This window comes from Streptosporangium sp. NPDC000239, from assembly GCF_040300765.1.
Classification (GTDB): domain Bacteria; phylum Actinomycetota; class Actinomycetes; order Streptosporangiales; family Streptosporangiaceae; genus Streptosporangium.
Window position 1 is genome coordinate 18,615 of sequence record NZ_JBEPEI010000018.1, and the last position, 17,963, is coordinate 36,577.

The 17,963-nt window shown below is 69.5% G+C and carries 17 protein-coding genes; 5 read left to right on the forward strand and 12 right to left on the reverse strand.

Annotated features, from left to right (window positions below; all coding sequences use genetic code 11):
• Positions 1 to 60: 60 nt before the first annotated feature.
• On the forward strand, positions 61 to 831 hold the full coding sequence (locus ABT340_RS32875) for an aminoglycoside adenylyltransferase family protein (protein WP_352014774.1): 771 nt from the start codon (positions 61 to 63) through the stop codon (positions 829 to 831).
• A gap of 124 nt (positions 832 to 955) precedes the next feature.
• Positions 956 to 1,339, forward strand: a complete 384-nt coding sequence (locus ABT340_RS32880) for a peptidase inhibitor family I36 protein (protein ID WP_352014775.1) — start codon at positions 956 to 958, stop codon at positions 1,337 to 1,339.
• 7 nt (positions 1,340 to 1,346) lie between these two features.
• Here the strand turns inward: ABT340_RS32880 and ABT340_RS32885 are convergent, their stop codons facing one another.
• Both ABT340_RS32885 and ABT340_RS32890 read right to left on the reverse strand, forming a co-directional pair.
• Positions 1,347 to 2,459 carry a winged helix DNA-binding domain-containing protein gene (locus ABT340_RS32885; RefSeq protein ID WP_352014776.1) on the reverse strand — a complete coding sequence of 371 codons (1,113 nt, stop codon included), beginning with the start codon at positions 2,457 to 2,459 and terminating at the stop codon, positions 1,347 to 1,349.
• Between the two features lie 45 nt (positions 2,460 to 2,504).
• Positions 2,505 to 3,113 carry a TIGR03086 family metal-binding protein gene (locus tag ABT340_RS32890; RefSeq protein WP_352014777.1) on the reverse strand — a complete coding sequence of 203 codons (609 nt, stop codon included), beginning with the start codon at positions 3,111 to 3,113 and terminating at the stop codon, positions 2,505 to 2,507.
• A gap of 95 nt (positions 3,114 to 3,208) precedes the next feature.
• Between ABT340_RS32890 and ABT340_RS32895 the strand changes: the two genes are divergently transcribed.
• Together ABT340_RS32895 and ABT340_RS32900 are read left to right on the forward strand one after the other, a co-directional pair.
• On the forward strand, positions 3,209 to 4,186 hold the full coding sequence (locus tag ABT340_RS32895) for a helix-turn-helix transcriptional regulator (protein WP_352014778.1): 978 nt from the start codon (positions 3,209 to 3,211) through the stop codon (positions 4,184 to 4,186).
• Positions 4,187 to 4,192: 6 nt separating this feature from the next.
• A complete protein-coding gene (locus ABT340_RS32900; RefSeq protein WP_386188922.1) occupies positions 4,193 to 4,825 on the forward strand; it encodes a class I SAM-dependent methyltransferase in 633 nt (210 codons plus the stop codon).
• Positions 4,826 to 4,969: 144 nt separating this feature from the next.
• Here ABT340_RS32900 and ABT340_RS32905 read toward each other — a convergent pair whose 3' ends face one another.
• The 7 genes from ABT340_RS32905 to dacB form a co-directional block, all read right to left on the reverse strand.
• Positions 4,970 to 5,746: an SDR family oxidoreductase gene (locus ABT340_RS32905; protein ID WP_352014779.1), complete on the reverse strand. Its 777-nt coding sequence runs from the start codon at positions 5,744 to 5,746 to the stop codon at positions 4,970 to 4,972.
• 345 nt (positions 5,747 to 6,091) lie between these two features.
• Complete coding sequence (gene folE, locus ABT340_RS32910; protein WP_352014780.1) at positions 6,092 to 6,673, reverse strand: GTP cyclohydrolase I FolE; 582 nt, start codon at positions 6,671 to 6,673, stop codon at positions 6,092 to 6,094.
• 2 nt (positions 6,674 to 6,675) lie between these two features.
• Positions 6,676 to 8,649, reverse strand: coding sequence for an ATP-dependent zinc metalloprotease FtsH (ftsH, locus tag ABT340_RS32915; protein WP_352014781.1), 1,974 nt, complete (start codon positions 8,647 to 8,649; stop codon positions 6,676 to 6,678).
• Positions 8,650 to 8,934: 285 nt separating this feature from the next.
• Positions 8,935 to 9,492 (reverse strand): hypoxanthine phosphoribosyltransferase, encoded by a 558-nt coding sequence (gene hpt / locus ABT340_RS32920; RefSeq protein WP_352014782.1) that lies wholly within the window; start codon positions 9,490 to 9,492, stop codon positions 8,935 to 8,937.
• A 13-nt stretch (positions 9,493 to 9,505) separates the two neighbouring features.
• The gene (gene tilS, locus ABT340_RS32925; RefSeq protein ID WP_449343611.1) at positions 9,506 to 10,549 is read right to left on the reverse strand and encodes a tRNA lysidine(34) synthetase TilS; all 1,044 of its coding nucleotides are present in this window, start codon (positions 10,547 to 10,549) and stop codon (positions 9,506 to 9,508) included.
• A 173-nt stretch (positions 10,550 to 10,722) separates the two neighbouring features.
• The gene (locus tag ABT340_RS32930) at positions 10,723 to 11,841 is read right to left on the reverse strand and encodes an Rv3626c family coenzyme F420 biosynthesis-associated protein (protein ID WP_352014784.1); all 1,119 of its coding nucleotides are present in this window, start codon (positions 11,839 to 11,841) and stop codon (positions 10,723 to 10,725) included.
• A 51-nt stretch (positions 11,842 to 11,892) separates the two neighbouring features.
• Positions 11,893 to 13,257 carry a D-alanyl-D-alanine carboxypeptidase/D-alanyl-D-alanine endopeptidase gene (gene dacB / locus ABT340_RS32935; RefSeq protein WP_352014785.1) on the reverse strand — a complete coding sequence of 455 codons (1,365 nt, stop codon included), beginning with the start codon at positions 13,255 to 13,257 and terminating at the stop codon, positions 11,893 to 11,895.
• Positions 13,258 to 13,364: 107 nt separating this feature from the next.
• Between dacB and ABT340_RS32940 the strand changes: the two genes are divergently transcribed.
• Positions 13,365 to 13,859: an inorganic diphosphatase gene (locus tag ABT340_RS32940; RefSeq protein ID WP_352014786.1), complete on the forward strand. Its 495-nt coding sequence runs from the start codon at positions 13,365 to 13,367 to the stop codon at positions 13,857 to 13,859.
• A gap of 34 nt (positions 13,860 to 13,893) precedes the next feature.
• On the opposite strand, the gene ABT340_RS32945 is transcribed toward ABT340_RS32940, so the two are convergent.
• The 3 genes from ABT340_RS32945 to ABT340_RS32955 form a co-directional block, all read right to left on the reverse strand.
• Positions 13,894 to 14,934 (reverse strand): C40 family peptidase, encoded by a 1,041-nt coding sequence (locus tag ABT340_RS32945; protein WP_352014787.1) that lies wholly within the window; start codon positions 14,932 to 14,934, stop codon positions 13,894 to 13,896.
• A 398-nt stretch (positions 14,935 to 15,332) separates the two neighbouring features.
• The gene (locus tag ABT340_RS32950) at positions 15,333 to 16,136 is read right to left on the reverse strand and encodes a hypothetical protein (protein WP_352014788.1); all 804 of its coding nucleotides are present in this window, start codon (positions 16,134 to 16,136) and stop codon (positions 15,333 to 15,335) included.
• A 117-nt stretch (positions 16,137 to 16,253) separates the two neighbouring features.
• On the reverse strand, positions 16,254 to 17,864 hold the full coding sequence (locus ABT340_RS32955) for an ABC-F family ATP-binding cassette domain-containing protein (protein WP_352014789.1): 1,611 nt from the start codon (positions 17,862 to 17,864) through the stop codon (positions 16,254 to 16,256).
• Positions 17,865 to 17,963 lie beyond the last annotated feature (99 nt).

Consider the following 17,963-nt stretch of genomic DNA (forward strand, 5'->3'; position numbering starts at 1 on the left):
GAAAAGGCCGTCCCCCATAAGAGGCTCCGACGTCCGAAAAGGATTCGCGAAACTGATGAGATGAACCAACTTCGGGAGATCGTGGGTCTGGTCGGCGACGTGCTGGGCTCCGGGGTCGTCGGCGGCTACCTCCACGGCTCCGCGGTGCTCGGCGGCCTCAGACCGGCCAGTGACCTCGACGTTCTCGTCGTCTCCCGGCGGAGCATGGACGACCGGGAGCGTGGCGCGCTCCTGCGGGGGCTGCTCGGCCTCTCGGGTTTCACCGCCGGGCTCCGGCCGGTCGAACTCACCGTCGTCGTCCAGTCAGAGGTCCGCCCGTGGCGTTTCCCGCCGACCGGCGACTTCCTGTACGGCGAGTGGCTGCGTGCGGAGTTCACGGCCGGTACGGTTCCCCGGCCGGAGCCGATGCCGGACCTGGCCCTGTTGGTCACCATGGTCCTGGCCGGGGACCGCCCGCTGACCGGCCCGCCACCGGCGCGGGTCCTCGACCCCGTCCCCCACGCGGACCTGGTCAGGGCGAGCCTGGCGGGCCTGCCCGGTCTGCTGGCGGAGCTGGAAACCGACACCCGCAACGTCGTGCTGACCCTCGCCCGGGTCTGGAGCACGCTCGCCACCGGTGAGATCAGGCCGAAGGACACCGCCGCCGACTGGGCTCTGCCCCGCCTCCCGCCGTCTCACCGTCGCGTCCTGGAGCACGCCAGGAACCTCTATCTCGGCCACCGCTACTCCGAGGAGACCTGGCCGGAGGGCCTGAGAACCCAGGCGGGGCCGTACGCGGAAGAAGTGCTCGCCGAGATCGACCGGCTTTCTCCCCGCCCGAACTCACCGTGAGGGCCGAGCCGTGCAGAAATCGTCAACAACGACTACCGGAGGCGTCAACGACATCCCGTTCGCATATCGGCAAAATGATTCTCCGTACGGCATGCGACATGGGTGAAAAAAGGGAGTGACACGGGTGAGAAAGCGAAGGGTTCTGGCCGCCACGGTGATGGCGGTGTCCACGATGACCACCGTGGTCACCGCGACACCGGCGCAGGCCAAGGCGATGGACTGGGACAACTGCCCGGAGGGTTATGTATGCCTTTACGGCGACACCTACGGCAGAGGCCGTTACAGCAACACGCCGGGAACCGACAAAGCCAATGTCGGCGCATTCATCAACGACCTGACGAGTTCCATCTGGAACCGCACCAATGACGCTGTGTGTTTCTACGAGCACACGAACTGGGGCGGTAGGACCCTGATAGGCGTCGGGCCCGGAGAATGGGTGGACAACGTCGGGGCCGCCGCCAACGACAAGATCTCCTCATATCGCGGAAATGTGTGGTGCAGCTGGTGACGACGACTCACGGCCAACGCACTTCGGGGGTGCGTTCCACGAACCGCGCGTACCGCTCGAACGCCCGCTCGATCTCCGCCCGGTCGCTTCGGTGGAGTGGGGTGAGCGGCAGGACGGCGACCCGCACCTGGTTCTTCACGAGGGTGCGTTTCCAGGTGGCCACGACCCGGCCTGCGCGGACCACGGTGGCCTGGAAGACCCCGTTGTTACCGGGGATGATGGCCGCCTTGTGCTCGTCGGCGACCATGAGCGAACGGTCCTTGTAGCCCAGGAGGTATTCGTCGAAGCCCGGCAGCACGAGCACCTCGTCGTCACCGGCCGGGGTGGGGGCCGTGTCGAGGAGCGTGGCGTCGGCATATGTCTCCACCCCGTCGACGGTCACCCTGGCCAGCGCGTCACCGGCCACGGCGATGCCGCGTTTGGCGTCGGCCGCGGTCAGGCCGGTCCAGCCCGCGAAGTCCTGCCTAGTGGTCGGCCCCCGGCCACGGAAGTAACGCAGGGCGACGGTGCCCAGCGCCTCGTCGCGCTCGGGCCGGTGCGGGTCGGGAACCCACTCGTCGAGCAGCACGAAGCTCTGCTCGTTGCCGATGTTGGGGGCGATGCACAGCACGCCCCGCTGGCTGGCGTACCACAGCAGGTGGTAGCCACGCTGGCCACCGGTGTCGATGCCCTTGTCCTCCAGCACGGCCAGGCACTCCGACCGGCTCAACCGCCCGCCCCCGGCCAGGGCCGAACCCAGCACCTCCATGGCCTGGACGGCGGTCTCCTCCGAGAGGCCGAGTTGCTCGCGCCGCCTCGCCGCGCCGTTCAGCACCCGGACGCCCATCAGCTCGACCATCCAGCGGGCGTCGCGGGGCGGGACGAAGTGGATGGTGCCGCGCATCGGCCACGTGCGCAGCGCCTCACGCCGCTCCAGCGCGGCGGTGACGTCGGTGACGGTGTGCTCGGGCAGCCGCGCGCCGAACGACCACAGCCCGCTGGCCAGGTCTTGAGCCTGCATCGCTCCGAGCCAGGTCACCACCTCGGCCACGGTCGTCGCCCGCGCCGCGCCGCCGGACGACGCGCGGAGCAACAGGCTGGACAGCCGCAGGCCGAGCGCCTGCCGAGGGGTGAGTTCCACCCGATCACCGTAGCCTTCGCCACCGACAATCCCGCCACCACACCGTCAGCGCGGGACACGGCCGAGGTAGCGGAGCAGGTCGTCGACGACCGGGGTGGCGGAGGGTCCGCCTACGGCCTCGACCACGGGGCCGTAGGCCCCCCACTGGCGCAGCGGTTCGACGATCTCCCGCGCGGCGGCGAGAAGGTGGCCCGCGAGCTCGTCGTCGAGCGGGGACGGCCTGCCCGTGGCGATCGCGATGTCCCACGCGTGCACGGCGGCGTCGAGCGCGCACATCACCGCGGCGACCGGGGTGGGCAGCTCACCGTGCGGCAGCGGCGTCGGGACGCTCTCGCTGTCGTCGGGCACCGCCGCCCACGCCGCGCCGGTCCTCTCGACGGCGTCCCCCACCAGCTCCGCCGCGGTGCCGTCGACGGCTCCTGAGGGCGTGAAGGGGTCGTAGGCCGGACCGTCTCCGACGCCGAGCATCTTCGCGTAGGCGAGCTGGTCGCCCGCGGCGTGCTGGATCACCTGGGTGACCGTCCACTCCGCGCACGGAGTCGCGTTGTCCCATTCGCCGTCCCGCACACCCGCGACGCTGTTCTCCAGCGCCCGGTACGAGGCGGCCAGCATCTCACGCCAGACGGGCCGCAGGGAGGTGACGGTGACGTTCATGATCTTGCCCTTCGGTCTCTTCCTTGCCTGTGACATCAGCCTATGGGCCCATTAGGCTAGTTTTATGCCTAATTACTGCCGGGGGTGAGGGATCAATGGCTTCGACGACGGCCCGGGTGCTGCGCCTGCTGTCCCTGCTGCAGGACCGGTCCCACACGGGCCGTGAACTCGCCGAGCGCCTCGGTGTCGCCGAACGCACGCTGCGGCAGGACGTCCAGCGCCTTCGCGAACTCGGCTACCCGGTGCACGCCACACGCGGGGCGGTCGGCGGATACCGGCTCGGGCAGGGCGCGAAGATGCCTCCGTTGCTGCTCGACGACGACGAGGCGGTGGCCGTCGCGCTGGCCGTCGGCCTGGCCGAGGACGGATCGACCGGGATCGAGGACATCGACGCCAGCCTCACCCGGGCGCTCGCCAAGCTCCAGCAGATCCTGCCGAGACACCTGCAGCGCAAGGTGACCGCCCTGCGTTCCGCCACCGCGGTCGGGCCCGCCACGGTCGGCTCCCGCGAGCCGGACGCCCCGGTGCCCGCCGCCATCCTCACCGTCGTCGCGGCCGCGATCCGTGACGGCGTGACCCTGCTGGTGACCCGCGACGGCACCGAGACCGAGGTGGAGCCCTACCGCCTGATCAGCTGGCGCCGCCGCTGGTTCCTGGTCGCCTACGACCTCGGCGCGCACGCCTGGCGGGCGTTGCCCGTCGCCGGCCTGGCCCGTGTCCGGTCCGCGTCCCGCCACTTCGCCGCCCGTTCCCTGCCCGACGACGACCTCGTCGCCTTCGTCCTGCGCGAGGTCGCGCGGACCGGCTGGAAGGTCCACGCCCGTGTCACCGTCCTGGCCCCCGCCGAGACCGTGATCGCCCGCATCAACCCGGCCGTCGGCATCGTCGAGGCCGTCGACGCCCACACCAGCGTCCTCGTCACCGGTGCCGACGCCCTGGAGACCATCGCCGTCTACCTCAGCATGCTGATGATGGACTTCCGCGTCGACGGGCCACCCGAACTCGTCACCCACATCCGCACCCTCGCCCGCCGCTACGCCGAAGCCCTACCAGGCGACGGCGAAGCCTCATAGGCTCTGGTGCCCGTGGCCGAATCCTCCTCATACCTCGACACGACGGCGAACGCCTACGACGCCGTCGCCGTCCTCTACACCGAACTCACCAGGAACTACCTCGACCCCCTTCCGCTCGACCGCGCGGTGCTCGCCGTGTTCGCCGAGCTCGTACGGGACGCCGGCCCCGTCGCCGAGCTGGGATGCGGTCCGGGGCGGACGTCCGCGCACCTCAGAGACCTGGGGGTGGACGTCTTCGGCGTCGACCTGTCACCGGTGATGATCGACATCGCCCGTGAGGCGTATCCGGACATGCGGTTCGAGGTCGGTTCCATGGACGCCCTGGCCCTGGCCGACGACGAGCTGCGGGGCGTCCTGTCGTGGTACTCGATCATCCACGTCCCGCCCAGGGAGGTGCCCGCGTACTTCGCCGAGTTCCGGCGGGTGCTCGCGCCCGGCGGGCACCTGCTGCTCGGCTTCTTCGAGTCGGAGGGCGATCCGGTCACACCGTTCGACCACAAGGTGACGACGGCCTACCGATGGCCGATCGACGACCTCGCGAAACTGGCCACCGACGCCGGATTCCTCGAAATAGGCCGAATGCTCCGCGAACCCCTCGAAGGCGAACGATTCCGCCGGGGCCACCTGTTGATGCACTAGTCACCTTAGAAAAAGACTTAAGGCCATATTTCGGGATTCGAGGCATGGGGCTGCCGGCTCAGCCCAGGTCGTTCACACCGCCACGGCCGAGATACGCCCGGCGCGGACACGGTTCCTACCGGGTCAGAACCGTATCCGCGAACTCTAGGGGCGCAGCACGGCCTCGGCGCCGCCGTCGGCGTAGAGGATCTGCCCGGTCATGAACGCGTTGCCGGGACTCACCGTCCAGGCGAGCAGCGAGGCGACGGCCTCGACGGGGCCGGGGAAGCCCAGTGGCTGCGGCATCAGGGCCTCTATCAGCTCCCTGGCGGCCGGGTCGTCGATGACGAACCTCCTGGCGGTCTCGGTGTCCACGACGCCCGGGGCGACGGCGTTGAGCGGGATACCGGCGCCCGCCCAGTCGGGACCGACCGCGGCGCGGCGCAACCACCGGTTGAGCGCCAGCTTGCTCGACGTGTAGACGGTCTGGCCGTTCCCGGCCTCGACGATCTTGGCCGCCTCCTCGGCCGCGGCCTCCTCGTCCAGCGACAGGCAGGCCTCGACCAGGCCCTCGTCCGCCGCGACGATGGCGCCCAGCGAGGAGACGACGACGGCGCGGGGCCGTTCCGAGCGGGCCAGGAACGGCCGGACCGCGTCGAGTGTGGCGAGGGTGCCGAAGAAGTTCACCCGTACGGGGGCCGGGCTCAGGTCGCCGACCCCGGCCACGGCCACCAGGCCGTGCACGGTGCCACCGGAGGCGGCGGCGACGCCTTCGGCCAGCCGCTCCCGGCCTTCCCGCGTGCTCAGGTCGGCGAGCACGTCGGCGTCGTTCAGGTCACAGCGGATCACCCGATCGCCTCCCGCGGCGAGGAGGTCGGCTGTGACGGCGCCGATGCCGGAGGCGGCGCCTGTGACTACGTAGGTACGCGGTTCGTTCTTCACGTGATCACGGTAAACACATATTCACGTTGTCGGAGCAACTAGAACGGCCGAGGCTCCGTTGCCGCCTTCGTGAAACCGGAAACCCCGCCCGGTCACGGCCATCGCGAAAAGGACTCACGCCGCTTATTCAAAAACCACACCCGGGGGTCAGGCGCCTCGGCCAAAGGAACGACATGGGCGATCACCCGGGAAGCCGGGACCCCGGGCCAGGCCTTTCGAGACACCGGCCGGCCCGCGCCCCGGCAACGACCCCTGACATCGGCGTCCTCCGCCCCCGAGAAACGCCGAAGCCTCCGAGAAACGCCGAAGCCCCCGCCAGGAGGCGGGGGCTTCGGTGCGGAAAGATCAGCGGAGGATGAGGGCCATCGCTTCCGCGCGGGTCTTGTCGCTGCTGCGGAAGTCGCCGCGGACCGCCGAGGTGATCGTCTTCGCCCCGGGCTTGCGGACACCGCGCATGGTCATGCACAGGTGTTCGCACTCGATGACGACGATGACGCCCCTGGGCTCCAGCACGTTCATGAGCGCGTCGGCGATCTGGGAGGTCATCCGCTCCTGCACCTGGGGGCGCCGGGCGTAGACGTCGACGAGGCGGGCGAGCTTGGACAGGCCGGTGACCTGCCCCTTCTCGTTGGGGATGTAGCCGATGTGGGCGACACCGTGGAACGGGACCAGGTGGTGCTCGCAGGTCGAGTAGACCTCGATGTCCCTGACGAGCACCATCTCGTCGTGGTCGACGTCGAAGACCGTGGTCAGGACGTCCTCGGGGGTCTGCCCGAGCCCGGCGAACTGCTCCGCGTAGGCTCGCGCGACCCGTGCCGGGGTGTCCCGGAGGCCGTCACGGTCGGGGTCCTCTCCGATGGCGTAGAGGATCTCGCGGACGGCCTTCTCCAGCCTTTCGGAGTCGACCTTGAGGGGATTGACGCTCACACTCAGTTCCCGTCCCTGGGGACCACAGAGTCGGTGTGCCCGGCGCCCGCGGGGAGCGCTCCGTTACCCGACTGCTCCTTCGGGGTCAGGATAGGCGGCCGGTTGGAGGGCAGCCGCTTGCCGTACCCCGAATAGGAGGGGCGCTTCTCCTTGACCACGACGGGCGCGAAGATCTGCAGCACCTGCTCGCGGGAGAGGGTCTCCTTCTCCATGAGTTCGAGCACCAGGTTGTCGAGCACGTCACGGTACTCGACGAGGATCTCCCACGCCTGGTCGTGCGCGGACTCGATGAGGCGGCGGACCTCCTCGTCGATCGCGGAGGCGATCTTCTCGGAGTAGTCGCGCTCGTGACCCATCTCACGTCCGAGGAAGACCTCGGCGTTGCCCGCGCCGAACTTACGGGCGCCGAGCTGCTCGCTCATGCCGTACTCGGTGACCATGCGGCGGGCGATGGAGGTGGCCTTCTCGATGTCGTTGGAGGCGCCGGTGGTGGGCTCGTGGAAGACGAGCTCCTCAGCCGTGCGGCCACCGAGCAGCATCGCGAGCTGGTCCATCATCTCGGAGCGGGTCGCCAGGAACTTGTCCTCCATGGGCAGCGTCATCGTGTAACCGAGGGCGCGTCCACGGGACAGGATCGTGATCTTGTGAACCGGGTCGGAGTTGGGCAGCGCGTGCGCGACCAGGGCGTGTCCACCCTCGTGGTACGCGATGATCTTCTTCTCCTGGTCCGACATGACGCGCGACTTGCGCTCGGGACCGGCCATCACGCGGTCGATGGACTCCTCAAGGGTCTCCATCGTGATGAGCTTCTGGTCGGCGCGGGCGGTGAGCAGCGCGGCCTCGTTGATCACGTTGGCCAGGTCGGCACCGGTGAAGCCGGGCGTCCGGCGGGCGATGACGTCGAGGTCGACGCCCTCGGCGAACGGCTTGCCCCTGCCGTGCACCTTGAGGATGCCCTTGCGGCCCTCAAGGTCGGGGCGGTCGACGGTGACCTGGCGGTCGAAACGCCCCGGGCGCAGCAGCGCCGGGTCGAGGATGTCGGGCCGGTTGGTCGCGGCGATCAGGATGACGCCGCCCTTGACGTCGAAGCCGTCCATCTCGACGAGGAGCTGGTTCAGCGTCTGCTCGCGCTCGTCGTGACCGCCGCCGAGACCGGCGCCACGGTGACGACCGACCGCGTCGATCTCGTCGATGAAGATGATGGCCGGAGCGTTCGCCTTGGCCTGCTCGAACAGGTCGCGCACCCGGGAGGCGCCGACACCGACGAACATCTCGACGAAGTCGGAACCGGAGATCGAGTAGAACGGGACCCCGGCCTCACCGGCGACCGCCCTGGCGAGCAGGGTCTTACCGGTTCCGGGCGGGCCGTAAAGCAGGACGCCCTTGGGGATCTTGGCGCCGATGGCCTGGAACTTGGCGGGGGCCTGGAGGAACTCCTTGATCTCCTGGAGCTCCTCGATGGCCTCGTCCGCGCCCGCGACGTCGGCGAAGGTGGTCTTGGGGGTGTCCTTGGTGATGAGCTTGGCCTTCGACTTGCCGAAGTTCATCACCCGGGAGCCGCCGCCCTGCATCTGGTTCATGATGAACAGGAAGAACAGCACGACGAAGACGATCGGCAGGAAGCTCATCAGCAGGCCGAGAAGGAAGTTGTCCCTCGGCACGTCGACGGTGTAGCCCTTTGCGAGCTTCCCGGCGTCCTTGGCGGCCTGGAGCTGGCCGGTGAGCTGGACACCCTGGCCGGTCACCCACGAGGAGTAGTAGCGCTTACCGTCGGTCAGAGTGACCTCGATGCGCTGGTCCTTGTCGATGACCTTCGCATTGGAGATCTTGCCCTCGTTGATCCAGCTGACGATCTGTGAGGTGTCGGCCTTGTCGATGCTGCCGTCGCTGTTCCACATCGTGGTGACGAGCAGGAGCAGCACGACGATGCCCAGGATCCACAGCAGTGGCCCACGTGTAAATCGCTTGAGATCCATCCGATGCGGAACCCCGGCGGGCCCGTCCCTTCCTGACCATGGCCTGGCAACCCCGGACGGAGCCCGGGGCTCGCGGTCTCCCTAACCGCTCCAACTGACGACCAAGAGTTGGCGGGCGAAGCCGCCCTCTTGATCGTCCGAAGGTACACCGGTGTGCCGCACGGAGTAACCGCCCGGACAGCACCGGCTTTGCCCTACCAACGTACGTCAGGTGGGCGTGTGTTCCCCTCCCCTATGGCGAATGTCGTACGCAGGAGGGGCAGACTTCGCCCAGGGCGTACTTTTTCAGCTGGCCCCATACACATGGGGCGCGAGGGTCCCAATGAAGGGAAGATTGCGGTATCGCTCTGCGTAGTCGAGGCCGTAACCGATCACGAACTCGTTCGGAATGTCGAATCCGATGTATTTCACGTCGAGCGGCACCTTGACCGCGTCCGGCTTGCGCAGAGCCGCGCAGATCTCCACCGAGGCGGGGTTTCGGGACTTCAGGTTGTGCACCAGCCACGAAAGGGTCAGGCCGGAGTCGATGATGTCCTCGACGACCAGCACGTGCCGCCCGGCGATGTCGGTGTCCAGGTCCTTGAGAACCCGGACCACGCCCGAGGTCTTGGTGCCCGCGCCGTAGGAGGAGACCGCCATCCAGTCCATCTGGACCGGCAGGTGGAGTGCTCTCGCCAGGTCGGCCATGACCATGACCGCGCCCTTGAGCACGCCCACGATCAGCAGGTCCCCTCCCGCGTAGTCCTCGTCGATGCGGCCCGCCAGCTCCTTGATCTTTGCCTGGAGCTCTTCTTCGGTGATGAGGACCCTTTCGAGGTCCTTGCCCATGTCGGCTGCGTCCACCTGGGATTTTTCCTTACGAGATGGGGCTTGCTGGGTGTCTGGCGAACACCAGGGTGCCATACCGGCGCACCACCCCAATCCCTCCGGGGACCTCTACGCGGCGCTGCCCCCGCCACGCGGTGACCAGGCGGTCCACCTGGAGGACGTGGGCGGCGGCGAGCGTCCCCGGCGGCGATCCGGCCTCGATCGCCGCCCTGCGCAGCACCCGGCGCCGCACCGCGGAGGGTAGATCCACCACCTCCCGTACGGCCAGCACCACCGCCCCGGGTTCGTCCGCGATATCGCTAAGAGCTGAATCGCCCGCGCCCCGGGCGACCGCCTCCGCGTACGCCCGTCCGGCCCAGCCGTCAAGGGCGTCGGCGTCGTCCCGGCACAGGTCGGCGGTCCTGGCGAGCGCCTCGGCGACGCCGGGCCCCAGTTCGTCCTCAAGGGCGGGCAGCAGCCGGGTCCTGACCCTGACCCGGGTGTAGCGGGGATCGCGGTTGTGCGGGTCCTCCCAGGGGCTCAGCCCCATCCCCGCGCAGGCGGCCGCGGTCGTCCGCCTGCCCAGCCCGAGCAGCGGCCTCAGGTACAGCCCCGCCCGCGCCGGCATCCCGGCCAGTGAGCGGGTGCCGCTCCCCCTGGCCAGGCCGAGCAGGACGGTCTCCGCCTGGTCGTCCCTGGTGTGTCCGAGGAGCACGGCCGCCGCCCCGAGGCGCTCTGCGGCCTCGGACAGCGCGGCGTATCTCGCCTGCCTGGCCGCCGCCTCCGGCCCCCCTTCCGTCCCGACGCGGACGCGCACCGCCTCCGCCGGGTCGAGGCACAGCGAGGGGGCGAGCCGTACGAGGTCACGGGCGCGGTCGTCGGAGCCGGGCTGCAGGTCGTGGTCGACGGTGAGCAGTCCGGCGCGCAGCCCCGCGCGGGGGGCGACGAAACCGGTCGCCGCGGCCAGCGCCAGGGAGTCGGCGCCGCCGCTGCACGCGACCAGCACGAGAGAGCCCGGCGCCGTGCCGTCCAGCGCGAGCCGTACGGCCCGGCGGACGTCGGCGACGGCGGGAGGCGGACCCATGCCCGCCATTGTCCGCCCTGTGACGCCTCTCCCACTCCAGGCCGGGCCCGGGAGCACTCCAGGCCGGGCCCGGGAGCACTCCAGGCCGGGCCCGGGAGCACTCCAGGCGAGGCCCGGGAGCACTCCAGGCGAGGCCCGGGAGCACTCCAGGCGGGGCCCGGGGAGGACTCAGGAAGGGCCCGTCAGGCCGCCGGGCCCTCCTCCGGGGCGACGGCGGTGCCGTTGGCGCCGGGCAGGGCCCGGGTGCCGACGACCCTGGCGATCCAGCGGCCGGGGTCGCCGATCTCGTCCTGGGTCGGAAGCGTCTGCGGGGAGGTCCAGATCTTGTTGAAATCGTCCATCCCGACCCGCTCGACGACCGTGCGGACGAAGGTCGAGCCCTCGGCGTACTGCTTCATCTTGAGGTCGACGCCGAGCAGCTTGCGGACCGTGCGGTCGAGCCGGGAGCCACCCTCGCGGCGGTGCTGGAACTTGGCGCGGATGTCGGCGACGGTCGGCACGACGGCGGGGCCGACCGCGTCCATCACGTAGTCGCCGTGCCCCTCGACCAGGGTCATCACCGCGGTGAGCCGGTCGAGGATCTCCTTCTGCTCGGGGGTCTGGATCGCGTCGATCAGGTTGCCCTCGCCGCCCCTGACGGCGTCGGCGACCGCGTCGGCCGCCGAGCGGAGCCGGTCGAGGAGCGTGCTCAGGTCCATGTCGGAGGCGAGCAGGAAGTCCGTCATCTGGGAGCGGACGTACTCCCTGAGCCAGGGCACACCGGTGAACTGCACCCGGTGGGTCTCCTCGTGCAGGCAGACCCACAGCCGGAAGTCACGCGGGTTGACGTCGAGCTCCTGCTCGGCGTGGACGATGTTGGGCGCCACCAGCGTCAGACGGCCCGCGGGCTGCCTGCCCGAGGGGTCGGGGGGCAGGAACAGCTCGTACTGCCCCAGGACGCGGGAGGCCAGGAAGGCCAGCACCGCGCCGACCTCGACCCCGGTGATGCGGGAGCCGACCGCGGTCACGATCGCGGGCGTCTGCTCCTTGCGGGCGGCCATCCGCTGGGTCAGCGGTTCGAGCACCACCCGGAAGCCCTCGACGTTGGCCTTGATCCAGCCCGGCCGGTCGACGACGGTCGCGGCCACGGGCGCGGTCTCGGTGTCGATCCGGGTGAACTCGCGGACGTGTCCCTCGGCGATTCTGGAGAGTTGCCGCAGCTCGGCGACCGCCCTGCGGGCCTCCTCTCGGCTCACTTGCGGCCCGGGGCGCACCAGGCGCGTTCCGGTCGCGACGGCAAGGTCCCAGTCGATCACCTGCATACCGTCCACCGTACGTGGTATCCGTACCGCCCGCGCGGTCAGTGTCGTCAATCAGCCTGCGGCGACGATGGCGGCGAGCCTGTCGAGGGCCGCCTCCGCCTTGCCCCAGCCGGGCGGGACCTTGTCGGCCATGAAGGCGAAGGTCACCAGGCGTCCGCCGCGTGTCACGGTCGTCCCGGCCAGCGCGTTGACCCCGTCCAGGGTGCCGGTCTTGGCGCGGATGAGGCCGTGGACCGCGTCGTCCTTGACGAAGCGGTGCCCCAGCGTGCCGGTGAACCCGGCGACGGGCATGCCGCTGATCACCGAGTGCAGGTGGGGGTTGGCCGGGGAGGTGGCCGCGGCGACGAGCCTGGCCAGGGCGGCCGGGGCGATGCGGTTCCTCGGGGACAGGCCGCAGCCGTCGAAGACCCGCACCCCCTGGGCCAGCTTCAGCCTGCCGAGCACCCCGAGCACGGCCTGCGCCGCCCCCTCGAAGGAGGCGGGCCTGCCCTCCTTGAGGGCCACCTGCCTGGCGAGGGCCTCGGTGAGGTCGTTGTCGCTGAGCGTCAGAGCCCGTTCGACCAGGGCGTAGACCGGAGCCGAGTCGACCCTGGCGATCTCCTGGGCCTCCTTGGGCGCCCTGACCCTGGCCTTGGTGACCTTGGCGGCCTTCACGCCGTACTTCGTCAGCAACGAGACGAACGTGGCGTATGCCGTACGGGAGGGGTCGGAGACCCGTTGGTGGCTGCCCGGCGCGACCTTGCCCTCGTCGATCGCGAGCGCCGTCACGGGGGCGACGCTGCCCTCGGGCACGTAGCCGGGCTTCCAGGTCGGGGCGGTTCTCGGGCCGGTGTAGAGGCTGTCGTCGTAGGTGACGTTCACCGCGGTGATCCCGGTCGCCTTGAGCGCCCTGGCCGTACGCATGGCCAGGGCGGCCAGCGAGGCGGGCTGGGGGTAGACGCCGGGAGCCTTCCTGGCGCTCAGCGTGGGATCGCCCCCGCCGACCAGGGTGATCGACTTCGACGTCGGGCCGCGCACGACGCGGGTGCTGATCGTGGCGTCGGGGCCCAGGGAGGCCAGCGCCGCGACGGAGGTCGCGACCTTGGTCGTCGAGGCCGGGGTCACGCCCGTCTCGGCTCCGCTGCCGAAGAGCAGGGCGCCGGTCTCGACGTCGACGACCGCGGCGCCGACGCTGTCGCCCAGTGCGGGGTCCCCCAACGCCTCGGTGAGCTTCGCCGCCAAAGTACCCTTGGCAGGGAGAGGTCCGTTCCCCCGCGCGGCCAGCACCGGACCCGCGGTGATGACCGGGACGGGTGGAGGCGGCTCTGCCGAAGCGACCGGTTCGGGCGCCTTCTCAGTCAGCTCGTCGCTGGTGAGCAGGTGAGCGCCGGCCGCGACGACGAACAGTTGCAGCAAGACGAGAGTGACCAAGGCCACCCCCCGCTCGCGCCGCATTATGTCGCCGACCTCTCATCATTCGATACTTCTACGAGACATTAACGCCCATCCGGGGGTGCCCGGGGGCTTGAGCGGAGGAACACGCGGTGGAGTTCGACGTTCTCGTTGAGATTCCCAAGGGGCAACGGAACAAGTACGAGGTGGACCACGAGTCCGGCCGCATCAGGCTCGACCGGATGCTGTTCACCTCCACGCAGTACCCCGCCGACTACGGCTTCATCGAGGACACCCTCGGCGAGGACGGAGACCCCCTCGACGCTCTGGTGCTGCTTCAGGAGCCGACCTTCCCGGGGTGCCTGATCAAGTGCCGCGCGGTCGGGATGTTCCGCATGACGGACGAGAAGGGCGGTGACGACAAGGTGCTGTGCGTCCCGGCGACCGACCCGAGGATGGAGCACATCCGCGACATCCACCACGTCCCCGAGTTCGACCGCCTGGAGATCCAGCACTTCTTCGAGGTCTACAAGGACCTGGAGCCCGGCAAGTCGGTCGAGGGCGCCAACTGGGTCGGCCGCGTCGAGGCCGAGGAGGAGATCGCGCGGTCGATCAAGCGCGCCGAGGAGGCCGGCCACCAGCACTGATCCGCCGCCTGTCTGACACTGCGGGTCCGCGCCCTCAGGCGGGGCGGGTCGCGCCGATGAGGTCCTTGCGCCACATCGGCGCGACCCGGACCACGTCCCCGGTCTGCGGGGCGTGCACCATCATGCCGTTTCCGATGTAGATGCCCACGTGCCGGATGTCGGCGGGTCTACGGGTACCGCGGCCGAAGAAGAGCAGGTCCCCACGCTGCAGCCGGTCGTACGGCACGTGCCTGCCCGCGGTCCACTGGGTGCCCGTCCAGTGGTCCATCTTGACCCCGACCCTGGCCCAGGCCTGCATGGTGAGCCCTGAGCAGTCGTAGCCGGACGGTCCAGCACTCGCCCACACGTAGGGCTTGTCGATCTGGGTCAGCGCCCAGTCCGCGACGACGTTCCCGCGTGTCTGCTCCGTGAGCGCGGCGACCTGGGTCGTCTGGACCGGCTGAACGGCCTGGGTCGTCTGAACCTGCTGGGCCTTCTGCGCCTTCTGGGCCGCCGCGCGCGCCCTGGAGCGCCCCTTGGCCGCCCTTCGCCTCTTCCTGGCCGCCTCCCGCTCGGCGACCAGTCGCTGCGCGGTGGTCAGCGCCGTCTCGGCCTCTGTCCTGAGCCGGGCGCGTTCCAGGCTGAACCTGCGCACCTCGGCCGCCTGCCCGACCACGTCAGGGCCGAATCCGGAGACGGTCGTCCCGCTCTCGCCGTCCGGGCCGACGTTCCGCGCCTGGGCCAGGATCTCGTCCTCGTCCACCTCGGGGTCCGGCCCCACGGCCGTTGCGGCGGAGGCGCCAGGGGCGTCGGGGAGGGCCGAGGGCGCAGGGGCCGGCCCTCCCGCGCGTTCCAGGGCGACCAGTTCCTCCAGACGCCGTCTGGCCTCGTCCAGCCTGGCCGTGGCGTCGTCCAACTGTTTACTTCGCTCGACGGCCGCGGAGCGCGCCTCGGCGACCTCCTCGGCCGTGGGGCCGGTTCGGGTCTGGGACCAGGCCGTGGCTCCTGAACCGGCTTCCACGCCCGCGACCAGGCAGCATGCCAGTCCGGAGACCACCGCGACGACGTGACAACGCCTTCCGCGTACGGAGTGCATATTTCACCTCTCCCATGACGCCAACGAATCAGCGCATATCGCTATGTGTCACTGCATGACAGCTCGCTTGACTCCAGATTCCCCATAGTCACTCTTCGCACACATGTAACACACATAACGCGATCGGCGTCGTTCAGTGGGATTTCCTCTCAGGCGCATCAGGCATGGAAAATGCCGGGAACAACGCCCGAAGAAGGACCTTTCCCACACAGACTCCCTGGTTCTCCCCCAGCCTTCATTACTCCCACATTCCCCGAAATTTCCCCCGCCTTTTAAAAATGCCGGAAAAGCAGGAAAAATCACATCGAAAAGCGTGCACAAAAAAGGGCTCCGGGTCTCGGAAGACCCGGAGCCCCACCAAAAAGGTGAAACACACTAAATGCCCGAAAGGCCCAATGTCACGGTCTGGCGTCCCCCGCGGCCATTCCCTGCCTGCCCCGGTCCCTGGCGAAGGCGGCCGTCGTCGGCTTGACCGTGTGTACCGGCACGCTGCCGCCCAGCGCGAGCTGCTCGTAGGGACGGCTGCTCGACCCCCAGGTGTGCGCCTCGACCTCGGCCTTCGCGATCTGCTTGGTGTTCGGGACGCTCTCGATGTGCATGACGAAACGCCGCGTACTGTCCGAGCGGACGTCGTCGACGAACGCGCTCCCGCCGCCGAGCAGCTTGCCGTCCTTGTCCCGCAGCAGCGCGGTGACCTCCAGGCTGCCCGCGGGCAGCCGGTACGGCGTGCCGACGTAGCCGACGACCACGTAGCCGTTCTCCCTGCGCACGGTCATCACGTCGGTGACCGGGAACGGCTGGAAGGCCGAGACGATCCGCCCGGCGAGCCGCCACTCGGCGGGCCGGTAGTCGATGTCGACCCGGGTCGGCTGCTCGGTGGCGACCACCTCACCGCTGAACGGCAACAGCCCGGCGGGCGGCACGGCGTCCAGGGGCTGCTGCAACCGGATGATCTCCTTGCCCGCGGCGTCCTTGGCGATCACCGTGGCCACCACGTTCTCCCCGAAATGCCAGGGATTGCTGTTGGCGAGCACGCCGGCCCAGTTCACCACGTACCCCCCGTCCTTCTTGACGACGGACGAGACCTGCTCCTTGACCGTGAGCGGCTTGAGCGGAGCCGCCTCCCGCTGTTCGGGACCGGTGGAGCATCCGGCCAGGAGCAGCAGGGCGATGGCGCCGACGATTCGGGTACTGTGCGTCACATAGCCGTGATAACCCGTGGTTATTCGGGCTCACACCGGACACGCACGCCTCGGGGGAATTCTTTAACTGAGATTCCCTATGCCGGATTATTTGTACAGAATCCCCAAAGGCATGTTTCAGCGCTTCCTGACCACCCGGGTCTCGTCCCAGACGGGCTCCGACGACTCGTAGACCCTGCCGTCGGAGCCGAAGACCAGATAGCGGTCGAAGTCCTCGGCGAACCAACGGTCGTGGGTGACGGAGAGCACCGTCCCGTCGAAGGCGTTGAGCCCCTCCTGGAGGGCCTCGGCGCTGGCCAGGTCGAGGTTGTCGGTCGGCTCGTCGAGCAGCAGCAGGGTGGTCCCGGACAGTTCGAGCAGCAGGATCTGCAGCCTGGCCTGCTGTCCGCCGGACAGCGTCTCGAACCGCTGGTCGCCCACGTCACCGGCCAGCTCGTAGCGCGAGAGCGCCTTCATGGCCTCGTTGCGCAGCTTCGCGTGCTCGGTCATGACGATCTCGCAGGGCGTCTTGCCGAGCAGTTCGGGACGGGCGTGGGTCTGCGCGAAGTGACCGGGCACGACCCGGGCACCGAGCCTGGACAGCCCGGTGTGCCGGATCTCCTCCCCGGCCAGCAGGCGCAGGAAGTGCGACTTGCCCGAGCCGTTCGAACCGAGCACCGCGACCCGCTCGCCGTACCAGACCTCCAGGTCGAACGGCTTCATCAGGCCGGTCAGTTCGAGGCTCTCGCAGATCACCGCGCGTTTGGCGGTACGGCCGCCGCGCAGGCGCATGCTGATGTTCTGGTCCCTCGGCGCGACCTCGGGCGGCCCGGCCTCCTCGAACCTGCGCAGCCGCGTCTGGGCGGAGTGGTAGGCGGCGGCCATGGTGTCCATGTACTTCGCCTTCTGGCCGAGCATGACGACCAGGCGCTTGAGCTTGGCGTGCTCCTCGTCCCAGCGGCGCCGCAGCTCGCCGAGGCGCTCGTTGCGGTCCTTCCTGGCCTGGGCGTAGGTGGCGAAACCGCCACCGTGGATCCAGATGTTTCCGGACTCGACGGTGACGATGCGGTCGGCGGCGTTGGCCAGGAGCTGCCGGTCGTGGCTGACCAGCAGGACCGTCTTGGGCGTCTCGCGCAGCGCCTGCTCCAGCCAGATCTTGCCCGGCACGTCGAGGTAGTTGTCCGGCTCGTCCAGCAGCAGCGTCTGGTCGGGCCCGCGCAGCAGCGCCTCAAGGACCAGCCGCTTCTGCTCACCGCCAGAGAGCGTGTTGACCTCGCGATACTTGCACCGGTCGTACGGCACGCCGAGCGCGGCCATGGTGCAGGTGTCCCAGAGCACCTCGATGTCGTAGCCGCCGGCGTCCCCGTAGTCGGAGATGGCCTGCGCGTAGCGCATCTGGGCCTTCTCGTCCTCGCGTTCCATCATCACCAGTTCGGCGGCCTCAAGCTTCTCCGCGGCCTGTCGTACGCCCAGGGGGGAGACGCCGAGGAGCAGGTCGTGCACGGTGCGCCCGTCGCGGATGCTGCCGATGAACTGGCGCATCACCCCCAGGCCGCCCGAGCTGGCGACGCTGCCCTCGACGGGCTGGAGGTCGCCGGAGATCAGGCGCATCAGCGTCGTCTTGCCCGCCCCGTTGGGGCCGACGAGCGCGGCCTTGACCCCCTCGCCGACGCGGAACGACACGTCGTCGAGCAACGGCCGTCCGTCCGGGAGAACATAGGTCAGATGGCCAACCTCAACGTGCCCCACGCAAACCCCTCCTCAGGTCCTCGCGCAGGGTATCCGCCGATGTGAGAGGTTCGCACATCATTAATCCGCCGGGTACGGCGCCCGTACCCGGCGGCGGTC